Consider the following 12,204-nt stretch of genomic DNA (forward strand, 5'->3'; position numbering starts at 1 on the left):
GTCGGCACCACCGCGAAAGCCTTGCCGCCGCAGCGCCGACAACCCGGCCGGGGCTTATCCCTTCGCTTGTCCCCGGGCCGAAAGCGGCGCCGAGACATCCTCCAGCGACCGCCCCTCGGCGGCGAAGCCGAGCCGCCATTCGGTCGCCGCCGCCACCAGCATCAGCGCCGCAGCGGCGAAATACCCCCACATGAGGTCGCTGCGTTCCCCGCTCTCGATCAGCCAGCCGAACAACGTCGGCCCGACCACCCCGCCCACCGCGGTGCCGATGGCATAGAACAGCGCAATGGCCATCGCCCGCATCTCCAGCGGGAAGCTCTCCCCCACCGTCAGGTAGGCGGCCGAGGCGGCGGCCGAGGCGAAGAAGAAGATCACCGTCCAGGCCGCGGTTTGCTCCCAGGCGGTGAGCCAGCCGGCGGCGAAGGCGGCGCCGGTCCCGGCCATCAGGATGCCGGAGATGGCATAGGTGCCGGTGATCATCGGCCTGCGCCCGATGGTATCGAAGAACCGCCCCAGCAGCAGCGGGCCGGCCAGGTTGCCAAGCGCGAAGGGCAGCATGAACCAGCCGATCTCCCGCGCCGGGATGCCGTAGAACTTCGTCAGCACCAGGGCATAGGTGAAGAAGACCGCGTTGTAGAAGAAGGCCTGGCAGGACATCAGCGTCAGTCCGAGGACCGCCCGGTCCCGGTGGGTGTGGAACATCGTCCGCCAGACCTCGGCGAGGGATGCCGCGCCGCGCCGGTGCAGCACCACGTTGCCGTAGGAGGGCGGCGGCAAGGGGCCGCTGGCCGCGACCACGTCACGCTCGATGTCGCCGACGATTCGCCCGGCCTCCTCCGGCTTGCCGTGCAGCATCAGCCAGCGCGGGCTTTCCGGGATGTGGCGGCGGAGCAGCAGCACCACCAGCGACAGCGCCCCGCCGACCACGAAGGCGGCGCGCCAGCCGATCTCGGGGTCGATAAAGGCCGGGTCCAGCACCACCAGCGCCACCACCGCGCCGATCGCCGCCCCGCCCCAGAAGGTGCCGTTGACGCAGAGGTCGGTGGTGCCGCGGTAGCGCGCCGGGATCAGTTCCTGGATCGCCGAGTTCACCGCGGCGTACTCGCCGCCGATGCCGGCCCCGGTCAGCGCCCGGAAGAAGGCGAAGGACCAGAAGTCCCAGGCGAAGCCGGTGGCGATGCTGGACAGCATGTAGACGAACAGCGTGATGAAGAAGAGCCGCCGCCGGCCGATCCGGTCGGCCAGCCAGCCGAAGCCCAGCGCGCCGACCACCGCCCCGATGAGATAGGCAGAGGCGGTGAGGCCGATCTGGGTCGGGGTCAGGGCGAGGCTCGGGCTTTCGTGGATGGCGGCGGCCAGGCTGCCGACCAGCGTCACCTCCAGCCCGTCCAGCACCCAGGTGATGCCGAGCGCGATCACCACGCGCCAGTGGAAGCCGCTCCAGGGCAGCCGGTCGAGCCGGGCGGGCACGTCGGTCTCGAAGCGTTCGCCCGTGGCCGGGCCCGGCGTGTCGCGCATGCGGCGTTCTCCCCAGGCAAGGAAAGCAGCGGGCGGCCCGCGCGTTGCCATGCCGCAGGCGGCAGCGCAGCCGATGGCGGGTGGTTCCGACCGGTGCTGCGGCATTCCGCGCGCTGCGGCCCGAATCCACCGGGCGGGACAGTGCCGGCCGGGCGCCACCAACCTGTCACCGCCCGGGGCGTGGCAAGCCGCGGCGGCGGTGGTTAGATGCCGTCCATAACGCCCGGATGAGGAGGGAAGCATGCCCGAGATCGAGATCGCCGCGGCCGATGGCAGCGGCAAGTTCGGCGCCTATGTCGCCATGCCGAAGGCGAGGCCCGCGGGCGCGGTGGTGATGATCCAGGAGATCTTCGGGGTGAACGCGGCGATGCGTTCGCTGTCCGACTGGGTCGCCGAGATGGGCTTCATCGCCATCAGCCCGGACCTGTTCTGGCGCCAGGAGAAGGGCGTGCGGCTCGACCCCGATGCCGGCCAGGCGGAATGGGACAAGGCCTTCGCGCTGATGAAGGGGATGGACCAGGACAAGGCGATCGACGACCTCAAGTCCACCATCGCCCATGCCCGCAGGATGGACGGCGCCAACGGCAAGGTCGCGACCATGGGCTTCTGCCTCGGCGGCCGGCTGGCCTTCATGGCCGCGGCGCGCACCGATGCGGATGCCAATGTCAGCTACTACGGCGTCGGCATCGAAGGCCTGCTGGGCGAGGCCGGCGCCATCAAGGCGCCGCTGATCCTGCATATCGCCGAGAAGGACAAGTTCGTCCCGCCCGAGGCCCAGGCGAAGATCCGGGATGGCCTGCAGGGCCATGCCCAGGTCAGCGTCCATGTCTATCCGGGCGTCGACCACGCCTTCGCTCGCATGGGCGGGCATTCCTGGGATGCCCGCGCCGCGGCCATCGCCAATGGCCGCACGGCGGAGCTGCTGGCCAAGGTGCTCGGCTGAACGGTCCGGGGGGGCGGCACGCGCCGCCCCCGCGCCTGCTACCCCAACCGGTAGAACCGGCTGGCCGTGCCGCTGAAGAGCGCGGTGCGCTCGGCGGCCGAGGCGCCCGCCGCCAGTTTCTTGCAGGCATTCCAGAAGACGCCGTAGCCGTAGCTGCCCTTGTCGACGGGGAAGTTGCTCTCGAACATGCAGCGGTCGGCGCCGAACAGGCCGATCGTGGTGTCGATCCAGGGCTTCCAGGCGGCGGCGAGGTCGTCGGAGGACGGCGGGTCGGCCCGTTCCTCGAAGCCCATGCCGTTGATGCGCATCCCGAGGCCCCCAAGCTTGATGCAGACATTCGGGCAGGTGGCGAGCTCGGCCATGGCGGCGCGCCAGGATCGGAAGACATCCTCCTTCTGGCTGGCATAGCCACGGATGCCGAGCGGGCCGCCGACATGATCGAGGACGATCGGCGTCTCCGGGAAGGCCCGCGCCAGCGCCGTCAGGTCGGGGATCTGCGGGTGGTACAGCCAGGCATCGAAGCTGAGGCCGAGCGGCGCGAGCTGGGCGAAGCCGGCGCGGAAGTCGTCGCGGAACAGGATGTCCTGCGGCGGGGTATAGGCCGGGTTCATGATCGCCGGGTCGGGGTCCCAGGCGGTGATGTGACGGATGCCGCGGAAGCGGCCGCCGCCGGCCTGGATATGCGCTTCCAGCACATCCTTGGCCTCGGCGCCGATCTGCATGTTCACGTGGCCGACGATGCCCTCGCAGACGCGGGTCGGGCCGTAGCCGCCGGAGGCGCTCATCGCCGCGATGCCGTTGACGAACTCGGTCTCGCCGACCGGCCTGTAGGCCTCCGGCCCGCTGGCGCGGTGCATGGCGCGGCACTGCACGAAGACGGTCGAGACGATATTGTGGCCCTGGTTGGTGTCGGCCAGCAGGTCCGGTAGCAGGTACCGCCAGTCCGGCCGGTCCCAGAGATGATGGTGCGGGTCGACGATCGGCAGCGCCGGATCGAGCGCCGCCTCGGTGCGGCGGGCCAGCCAGTCCTCGCGGACAGGCACGTAGTGCTGGAAGGCGGTGCTGCTCATGCGGGCGGTTCCCCAGGACGTTTCCCGGAGCCGAGCTTACCCCTCTCGCCACCCCGTGCCAGCCGCCCCTATCCTGGCCGCCAAAGCATGGAGGAAGCGATGGGCCTGCCCTTGGACGGCGTGCGGGTGATCGAGGTGGGCCAGGCGCTGGCCGGCCCCCTGGCCGGGGTGGTCCTGGCCGACATGGGCGCCGAGGTCATCAAGATCGAGAAACCGGAGGGCGGCGACGATGCCCGGATCTGGGGCCCGCCCTTCGGGCCGGACGGCGAGACCAGCCTCTATTTCTACAGCCAGAACCGCAACAAGCGCAGCGTGGTGCTGGACCTGAAATCGCCCGAGGACATCGCGGCGCTGCACCGGCTGTGCGAGACGGCCGACATCCTGATCCAGAACCTCCGCCCCGGCGTGGTGGACGAGATCGGCATCGGGCCGGAGGCGATGCTCGAGCGCCACCCGCGGCTTGTCTACTGCTCGATCTGGGCCTTCGGCTACCAGGGGCCGATGCGGCTGAACCCCGGCTTCGACCCGCTGCTGCAGGCCTATGGCGGCATGATGAGCATGACCGGGCGGCCGGACGATCCGCCGACCTTCTGCGGTGCCTCGATCAACGACAAGGCGACCGGGCTGTTCTGCGTCATCGGCGCGCTGGCCGCACTTCGGCAGCGTGACCAGACCGGGCGGGGGTGCCTGGTCGATACCTCGCTGTTCGAGACCTCGGTCTTCTGGGTCGAGGGTCAGGTGAACCAGCATCTGGCGACCGGCGACGTCCCCAAGCGCCACGGCACCGGCGCCGCGGTGATCGTCCCCTATCAGGTCTTCGAGACCGCCGACCGTCCGATCTGCCTGGCCGCCGGCAACGACCGGCTCTGGGCCCGCTGCGCCAAGGTGCTGGGCCGGCCGGATTGGGCGACGGATGAGAGGTTTGCGAAAAGCCGCCAGCGCGTCGCCAACCGGGCCGTGCTGGTGCCGCTGATCGCCGAGGTGCTGCGCGGCAACACCCGGGCGCATTGGATCGAGGGGCTGGAGGCGGTGGGCGTGCCCTGCGCCCCGGTGAACGATATCGGCGAGGTGGCGGCGAGCGCGCAATTCGCCGCGGTCGATATGGTGCAGACCCTGCCGGGGAGCGGCGTGCGGGTGGTCGGCCTGCCGATCAATTTCGACCGCAAGCGGCCCTGGTCCGCGACCTCGGCGCCGAAGCTCGGCGAGCACACGGCGGAGATCCTGAAGCGGTAGCGATCCGGCCCCTCAGGCCGCGACCTTCGGTACGGCCAGTCCGCTTCCCTCGGCCAGCGCCGAGGCCTGCTCGGCCGGCATCGGCCGGCCGAGCAGGAAGCCCTGCACCTCGTCGTAGCCGACGCCGGTCAGGGCGGCGAGCTGTTCCTCGGTCTCCACGCCCTCGGCGGTGATGCGGAGATCGAGGCTGTGGCCGAGGCCGATGATGGATTCGATGATCATCGCCGCCTTGCCGTCGCGGCGGACCTCCTTCACGAAAGCCCGGTCGATCTTCAGCGTGTCGAAGCGGAAGCGCCAGAGATAGGCCAGGCTGGAATAGCCGCTGCCGAAATCATCGAGCGCGATGCCGACGCCGAGCCCGTGCAACTGCTCCAACATGTCGAGCACGGCGTCGGTGTGCTCCAGCAACAGGCCTTCGGTGATTTCCACTGTCAGGCGGCGCGGCGCCAGGCCGCTTTCCTCCAGCGCCGCGCGGACGGCACCCAGTACCTTCCCCCGGCGGAACTGCACCGGGGAGAGGTTGACCGCGACGCCGATCGGGTCCGGCCAGCGCGCCGCTTCCCGGCAGGCGGTGCGCAACACCCAGTCGCCGACCGGCAGGATCAGCCCGGTTTCCTCCAGCAAGGGGACGAATTCGGCCGGCGAGACCGGGCCGCGGTCCGGGTGGCTCCAGCGCAGCAGCGCCTCGAAGCCCAGCAGGCGGCGGGTCTGGACATCGAAAACCGGTTGGTAGTGCAGCAGGAATTCCTCGGCTGCCGCGGCTTGGCGCAGGGCGCCTTCCAGCGCGTGGCGGGCGGTCAGCGCGGTGTCCATGCCGGGCTCGAAGAAGCGGGCGGTGCCCTGGCCCTCCGCCCGGGCGCGGCGCAGCGCCATGCCGGATTGGTCCAGCAGGTCGTCCACCCCGAGGCCGGCACGGGCGACGGCGATGCCGGCGACAGCGCCGCAGATCAACGGTCGGCCTTCCAGCGCATAGGGGCGGGAGAGTTCGCGCACCAGGCGGCCGGCGAACCGGGCGGCAGCGTCAGGCTGCAGGCCGACCCTTTGCAGGACCGCGAATTCGGCCTGGCCGGTGCGGGCGACGAGGTCTTCGGCACGGGCGGTGGCGACCAGCCGGGCAGCGGCCTGGCGCAGGAGGGTGTCGCCGCCCCCGGGCCCCAGGGTGTCGCGAATGGCGGCGAAGCCGTCGAGTTCCAGGGTGATGATGGCGGGCGGGCGGTCCTGCCGGGCCTCGGCCAGGGTGGTGGTCAGCGCGGCGCGGAAGACCGTGCCATCGGCCAAGCCGGTCAGCGGGTCCGGCCGCACCGCCAGCGCCCGCCGGCGCAGCAGGGGCAGGGCGAGCAGCACGGCCAAGCCCAGGAAGGGCAGGGCGAAAGCGTCTGGCAGGCCTGGTATGGCGCCCGCCAGACCGAACCCGCCCGACACGCCAAGCGCCATCCCCGTCAGCGCCGCCCAGACGGCATGGGCGCTGCGACGAGGCCAGGGCGGCAGCGGTTTGGCGGTGGACGAAGGCATGGGTCGACTGTCCCGTTGCAAAGACGGGACTATCCGGCCGACTGATTGAGAAAGGCCTTAGGAGGGGGGAATGGTGCCCAGGGGCGGAATCGAACCACCGACACTGCGATTTTCAGTCGCATGCTCTACCAACTGAGCTACCTGGGCCCAAGCGACCGGCCCTTGGCAAGGGCCGTCGGCAGAGGCCGCGGGAAATAGCCGAAGGTGCGGGGCCTGTCCACCCGGCTTCGTGCGGTTTTGTCGTTCAGACGTCGTCGCCGTCCTGGTCGTCCGGCTTGACCGGGATGGCATAATCCCCGGCCAGCCAGCGGCCGAGATCCACCTGCCGGCAACGCTCCGAACAGAAGGGGCGGAACGGGTTGTCGGGGACCACGCGCTTGCGGCAGACGGCGCAGGGGCGGGCCGGTCGCGGTGGCGGCGGCGGGGCGGGGTCAGCCATGCTCGGCTTCCTCAATCTCGGACCGGGCAGGCGAAAGCGCCGGGTCGGGGTGAAGCTGCAGCGGCGTGCCGATGGCGGCTTCTGCCTCGGCCAGGGCGCCCGGCAGGTCGCGCAATGCGGCGATGACCGCGGGCGGCGCGCGCAGCGCCCAGCGGCGGCCGGGGCGCAGCGCGGCCTCCCGCACCGCGCGCCGCAGCACGGCCAGGCCATGCGTCAGCGCGGCGGGCGGCCAGCCCAGCACCTCGTGCAGCGGCGGGTGGATGCGCTGGCGCAGGATCTCGAACAGGCCGAGCGGACCGAGGCCCAACAGCCGCGCCAGCGGGTCGGGGGCGAGCGCCTTGGCCAAGGGTTCGGTCAGGGCTTCCCGCCGCTTCGTCGTCAGCCCCGCCAGGTCGAGCAGGATCGGCCCGGCCAGGTTGCGCAGGCGGATCTGCCGCGCCGCCTCGGTCACCGCGGCGTGGTTGAGGCGGAGCTGCGCCTGCGGGTCGCGGGCACCGGCGGCGCTGCCGGCATCGACATCGATGGCGGTGAGCGCCGGCGTCGGGTGCAGCAGCAACCGGCCACCGCCGGGCAGCGGCACTTCTGGTCCGGCAAGTTGGTCGAATTCGGCCTCCAGCGCATCGTCGAAGACCGGGGTGTGGCTGAGCATCACCCGCGCAGGGCCGAGGGCGGCGCGCAGGCGGGTGGCCAGCGCCGCGCCGTCGGTATGGATCTCTGCCTGCGGATGCGCGCGGGCCAAGCGCAGCGCGGCCTCCGGGCCGCGGGCGAGCAAGGCCGGGCCACCGGGCGGCGCGGCCGCGGCGAGGGCAGCCTCTCGCGGCGTCAGGCGGGCAGTCAGGCGCGGCCCCTTGCCGCCCTGGGCGGCGCGGATGGTGCGGACGGCCACCGACTGGCCTTCGTTGACCGACTTGGCGATCGGCTGCTTCGCCGCACCGATGGCAGATTCCGGCAGGAAGCCGGTCTCGCCGCCGGCCATGGCGAGGAAGGCCCCCGCCATCGCCGGCGCAAGCGCGGAGACGCGCGCCCGGTGCAGGTCGCCGACGCCGTCCGGCCGCCCCGGCCGCTCGATCCAAGCCTCGATGAGCGCCTCGTCGTCGAGCAGCGCGACCCGCACCTCCCCCGGCGACACGGAGGCCAAAATGGTCTTCACCCGGCGCCTGCCAAACCCGGAAAAACGGAAGGGGGTCTGGGGGGATACCTCCCCCCAGCCTTCACGGCCGCAGCCACCCCACGCCCCTGAGCAACTGCGCCGTCTCGAACAACGGCAGCCCGACGACGTTGGAATGCGACCCCGACAGGAAGCGCACGAAGACCTCGGCCCGCATCTGGATCTGGTAGCCGCCGGCGACGCCCTGCCATTCGCCGGTGGCGATGAAGGCCTCGATCTGCGCCTCGGTCAGGCGCTGGAAGGCCAGCGCGGTATCCACCAGCCGGGTGCGGAGCGTCCCGTCCGGGCTGCGCAGCGCGACGCCCGTATAGACATGGTGCCGCCGGCCCGCGAGCAGGCCGAGGAAGCGGCGGGCTTCCGCCGCATCGGCCGGCTTGCCCAGGATGCGGCGGCCGAGGCCGACGACGGTATCGGCCGCCAGCACCAGCGCGTCCGGCGCCAAAGCCGCGGCGGCCGCGGCTTTCCCCACAGCCAAGCGGGCGGCGAGCTGGCGCGGCAGCTCCTCCTTTCGGGGCGATTCGTCGATGTCGGTGGGCAGGACGCGGTCGGGGACCACCCCGATCCGGGCCAGCAGGTCCAGCCGCCGCGGGCTGGCCGAGGCCAGCACCAAGGGCGGCCGCGGCGCGTGCAACGGCTTACTTGAAGCGGAAGGTGATGCGGCCCTTGCTGAGGTCGTAGGGCGTCATCTCGACGTTCACCCGGTCGCCGGCCAGCACGCGGATGCGGTTCTTGCGCATCTTCCCGCTGGTGTGGGCCAGGACCAGATGCTCGTTGTCCAGCTTCACGCGGAACATCGCATTGGGCAGCAGCTCCTGAACGGTGCCACTGAACTCGATCATATCCTCTTTCGACATTCGAAACCTTATATGCGCACGGCGTGGCCCGCCGCGTCGGCTCCCGCGGGCCGGAAAAGGCGGCGGGAGGCCGGCGGGACGCGCCGGGGGGATTGACTGGCAGCCCGCAACATGATCGCCGGGGGAAGGCGGGTCAAGGCGAGCCGATCAAAGCGTGGTGTCAGGTCAAGCGGAGCGCGACGCTCCGGCCATGCGCCTGCAGCCCTTCGGCCTCGGCCAAAGCGACGGCAGCGGGGCCGATGGCGGCCAGCCCGGCCGCGGACGCTTCCACCCAGGTGGTCCGCTTGAGGAAGTCGTAGACCGAGAGGCCGGAGGCGAAACGGGCGGTGCGGCCGGTGGGCAGCACGTGGTTCGGCCCGGCGACATAATCGCCCAGCGCCTCCGGGCAATACCGGCCGAGGAAGGCGGCGCCGGCATGGCGCACCTGGGCGAGCGCCGCGCGCGGGTCGGGCAGCATGAGCTGAAGGTGCTCGGGCGCCAGGCGGTTGGCCAGGGCGAAGGCCTCGGTCCAGTCCGCCGCCAGGATGATCGCACCGTGCCGCCGCCAGCTCTCTCCGGCGATGGCGCCGCGCGGCAGGGTGCCGAGCTCGGCCTCGACCGCGGCGGCGACGGCCTCGGCGAAGCCGGCATCGTCGGTGATGAGGATCGCCTGGGCGCTCTCGTCGTGCTCGGCCTGGGCCAGCAGGTCGACCGCGACATGGCGCGGGTCGTTCGATGCATCGGCCAGGATCACGACCTCGGAGGGCCCGGCGATGGAGTCGATCCCCACGCGGCCGAAGACCTGGCGCTTGGCCTCCGCCACATAGGCATTGCCGGGGCCGACCACGCGGTCGACCGGGGCGATCGAGGCGGTGCCCCAGGCCAGCGCCGCCACGGCCTGGGCGCCGCCAATGCGGTAGACCTCGGTCACGCCGGCGCGGCGGGCGGCGGCGAGGACCAGCGGGTTGAGCTGGCCGCCCGGGGTCGGCACCACCATGGCGATGCGCGCGACGCCGGCGACCCGGGCCGGCAGGGCGTTCATCAGGACCGAGGAGGGGTAGGCCGCCTTGCCGCCCGGGACATAGAGGCCGACCGCGTCGAGCGCGTTCCAGCGCATCCCCAAGGTCAGCCCGGCCGGATCCGGCAGTTCCAGGTCGCGCGGCAGTTGCGCCTGGTGGAAGCGCTCGATCCGCGTGGCGGCGAGGTCGAGGGCGGCCATCAGCCCGGGCTCGATCCCGGCGGTCGCCGCGTCGATCTCGGCCGCGGTCACCCGCAGGGCGGCGGCGTCGGGGGGCTGCCAGCCGTCGAAGCGGGCGGTCAGGTTCAGCAAAGCGGCATCGCCGTCGCGCCGCACCGCGCCGATGATCTCGCCGACCGCGGCATCGACGCGGGCGGTGGTCTCCCGCGCGCTGTCGAGCAGGGCTTCGAAGGCGGGCGCGAAGCCGGCCTCGCGCGTGTCGAGCCGGATCATGCGGCGGCGACCAGGGCGTTGCGGAAGCGGGCGATCCAGGCGCCGATGCGTTCCGGCTGGGTCTTCAGGGCGGTGCGGTTGACGATGAGGCGCGAGGTCACCTGGGCGATCACCTCGGTCTCCACCAGCCCGTTGGCCCTCAGCGTGGAGCCGGTGGCGACCAGGTCGACGATCAGCCGCGACAGGCCGAGAGAGGGGGCCAGTTCCATCGCACCCGAGAGCGAGACGATCTCCGCCTGCACGCCGCGGGCGGCGAAGTGGCGCCCCGTGATGTTCGGGTATTTGGTGGCGACCGTCACCCGCGACCAGCGGCTGGCATCGTCCTTGCCCGCCGTCGCCACCGGCTCGGCCACGCTGACCCGGCACTTGGCGATGCCGAGGTCGAGCGGCGCGTAGATCTGGTCGTAGTCGAATTCCATCAGCACGTCGGCGCCGCAGATGCCGATATGCGCCGCGCCGAAGGCGACGAAGGTGGCGACGTCGAAGGGCCGGACGCGGACCATGTCGAGCCCGGGGTCCGAACTCTCGAAGCGGAGGCGCCGGCTGTCCTCGTCGATCAGGTCCTGCGCCGGGACGACCCCGGCGCGGCCGAAGACCGGGCCGAGCTCGGTCAGGATGCGGCCCTTGGGGACCGCAAGGATCAGCGGGCCGGAATCGTCCGTGGCCAGCGCTGCGGTGTGGGTGACGGGCAGGTCCATGGAAGAGCCTAGCACTGCGGCGGGGTGGGGCGGCGAGACATCTTTGTGTCAGGCCGCGTCGCGGACGATGTCGGCGCCGACGGCGGCGAGCTTCGCCTCCACCCGTTCGTAGCCGCGGTCGAGGTGGTAGACGCGGTTGACAATGGTCTCGCCCTCGGCGGCCAGGCCGGCGAGGATGAGGGAGACCGAGGCGCGCAGGTCGGTCGCCATGACCGGGGCGCCGGACAGCTTCGGCACGCCGCGGACGATGGCGGAATGGCCGTGGTAGTTGATCCGGGCGCCCATGCGCATCAGTTCGGGCACGTGCATGAAGCGGTTCTCGAAGATCGTCTCGGTGATCATCGCGGCGCCTTCCGCCACGCACATCAGCGCCATGAACTGCGCCTGCATGTCGGTGGCGAAGCCGGGGAAGGGCTCGGTCATCACGTCGACGCCGGAAAGCCCGTTCATCCGGGAGACCCGCAGGCCCTCGGGCCGCTCGGTCACCTCGACGCCCGCTTCGCGCAGGATGCGGGCGGTGGCGCCGAGGTGGTCCAGCCGGGCGCCTTCCAGCAGCAGCTTCCCGCCGGTGATGGCGGCGGCGATGGCGAAGGTGCCGGCCTCGATCCGGTCCGGCACCACGCGGTGCGTGGCGCCGGCCAGGCTGGTGCTGCCCTCGATCCGCAGCCGATCGGTGCCGATGCCCTCGATCCGCGCGCCCATCCGCATCAGGCATTCGGCGAGGTCGCCGATCTCCGGCTCGCGCGCCGCATTGACCAGCTCGGTCTCGCCATCGGCCAGGCAGGCCGCCATTATCAGGTTCTCCGTGGCGCCGACCGAGACCTGCGGGAAGATGATGCGGGTACCCTTCAGGCCGCGCGGGGCGCGGGCCAGGATGTAGCCGGCCTCGATCTCGATCTCCGCCCCCATCTGCTCCAGCCCCTTGAGGTGGAGGTCGACGGGCCGCGTGCCGATGGCGCAGCCGCCGGGCAGCGAGACCTTGGCCTCCCCGTACCGGGCCAGCAGCGGGCCGAGCACGAGGACCGAGGCGCGCATCTTGCGCACCAGGTCATAGGGAGCTTCGAGGCTGGTGGCGGCGCCCGACAGGGTGATGGTCCGTGCCGCCTTGTCGTGCTCCACCGCCAGGCCGTGCTGCCGCAGCAGACCGGCCATGGTGGCGATGTCGGCCAGGTCCGGCGCGTTCAGCAGCCGCAGCGGCCCGTCCGAGAGCATGCCGGCGGCCATCAGCGGCAGGGCCGCGTTCTTGGCGCCGCTGATCGGGATGCGTCCCTCCAGCGGCCGGCCGCCGCGGATGCGGATGCGGTCCATGGGCGGCGTCC

12 protein-coding genes and 1 tRNA gene are annotated in these 12,204 nt (G+C 71.8%); 2 read left to right on the forward strand and 11 right to left on the reverse strand.

The window, feature by feature from the left end; all coding sequences use genetic code 11:
* Positions 1-54: 54 nt before the first annotated feature.
* Positions 55-1,518, reverse strand: a complete 1,464-nt coding sequence (locus ACFQS7_RS00940; protein WP_380065142.1) for an MFS transporter — start codon at positions 1,516-1,518, stop codon at positions 55-57.
* A gap of 241 nt (positions 1,519-1,759) precedes the next feature.
* On the opposite strand from ACFQS7_RS00940, the gene ACFQS7_RS00945 reads away from it, so the two are divergent.
* Positions 1,760-2,461, forward strand: a complete 702-nt coding sequence (locus ACFQS7_RS00945; RefSeq protein ID WP_380065143.1) for a dienelactone hydrolase family protein — start codon at positions 1,760-1,762, stop codon at positions 2,459-2,461.
* 38 nt (positions 2,462-2,499) lie between these two features.
* Here ACFQS7_RS00945 and ACFQS7_RS00950 read toward each other — a convergent pair whose 3' ends face one another.
* A complete protein-coding gene (locus ACFQS7_RS00950) occupies positions 2,500-3,531 on the reverse strand; it encodes an amidohydrolase family protein (RefSeq protein WP_380065144.1) in 1,032 nt (343 codons plus the stop codon).
* A gap of 87 nt (positions 3,532-3,618) precedes the next feature.
* Here ACFQS7_RS00950 and ACFQS7_RS00955 point away from each other — a divergent pair, with 87 nt between their 5' ends.
* The gene (locus tag ACFQS7_RS00955; RefSeq protein WP_380065145.1) at positions 3,619-4,764 is read left to right on the forward strand and encodes a CaiB/BaiF CoA transferase family protein; all 1,146 of its coding nucleotides are present in this window, start codon (positions 3,619-3,621) and stop codon (positions 4,762-4,764) included.
* Positions 4,765-4,776: 12 nt separating this feature from the next.
* Here ACFQS7_RS00955 and ACFQS7_RS00960 read toward each other — a convergent pair whose 3' ends face one another.
* From ACFQS7_RS00960 to murA, 9 genes are all read right to left on the reverse strand, one after another.
* Positions 4,777-6,276: a putative bifunctional diguanylate cyclase/phosphodiesterase gene (locus ACFQS7_RS00960; protein WP_380065146.1), complete on the reverse strand. Its 1,500-nt coding sequence runs from the start codon at positions 6,274-6,276 to the stop codon at positions 4,777-4,779.
* A 71-nt stretch (positions 6,277-6,347) separates the two neighbouring features.
* Positions 6,348-6,423, reverse strand: a tRNA-Phe gene (locus ACFQS7_RS00965).
* 97 nt (positions 6,424-6,520) lie between these two features.
* Complete coding sequence (locus ACFQS7_RS00970; RefSeq protein ID WP_380065147.1) at positions 6,521-6,715, reverse strand: DNA gyrase inhibitor YacG; 195 nt, start codon at positions 6,713-6,715, stop codon at positions 6,521-6,523.
* Positions 6,708-7,865 (reverse strand): ribonuclease E/G, encoded by a 1,158-nt coding sequence (locus ACFQS7_RS00975; protein WP_380065148.1) that lies wholly within the window; start codon positions 7,863-7,865, stop codon positions 6,708-6,710. The genes ACFQS7_RS00970 and ACFQS7_RS00975 overlap by 8 nt, the downstream gene beginning before the upstream one ends.
* A 61-nt stretch (positions 7,866-7,926) precedes the next feature.
* Positions 7,927-8,514, reverse strand: coding sequence for a Maf family protein (locus ACFQS7_RS00980; protein ID WP_380065149.1), 588 nt, complete (start codon positions 8,512-8,514; stop codon positions 7,927-7,929).
* Positions 8,515-8,518: 4 nt separating this feature from the next.
* Positions 8,519-8,737 carry a translation initiation factor IF-1 gene (gene infA, locus ACFQS7_RS00985; RefSeq protein ID WP_290320088.1) on the reverse strand — a complete coding sequence of 73 codons (219 nt, stop codon included), beginning with the start codon at positions 8,735-8,737 and terminating at the stop codon, positions 8,519-8,521.
* 160 nt (positions 8,738-8,897) lie between these two features.
* Positions 8,898-10,187 carry a histidinol dehydrogenase gene (hisD, locus tag ACFQS7_RS00990; protein WP_380065150.1) on the reverse strand — a complete coding sequence of 430 codons (1,290 nt, stop codon included), beginning with the start codon at positions 10,185-10,187 and terminating at the stop codon, positions 8,898-8,900.
* Complete coding sequence (hisG, locus tag ACFQS7_RS00995) at positions 10,184-10,885, reverse strand: ATP phosphoribosyltransferase (protein WP_380065151.1); 702 nt, start codon at positions 10,883-10,885, stop codon at positions 10,184-10,186. The genes hisD and hisG overlap by 4 nt, the downstream gene beginning before the upstream one ends.
* A gap of 48 nt (positions 10,886-10,933) precedes the next feature.
* Positions 10,934-12,193: a UDP-N-acetylglucosamine 1-carboxyvinyltransferase gene (gene murA / locus ACFQS7_RS01000; RefSeq protein ID WP_380065152.1), complete on the reverse strand. Its 1,260-nt coding sequence runs from the start codon at positions 12,191-12,193 to the stop codon at positions 10,934-10,936.
* Positions 12,194-12,204 lie beyond the last annotated feature (11 nt).

Source organism: Dankookia sp. GCM10030260 (assembly GCF_042666655.1).
Lineage (GTDB): Bacteria > Pseudomonadota > Alphaproteobacteria > Acetobacterales > Acetobacteraceae > Paracraurococcus.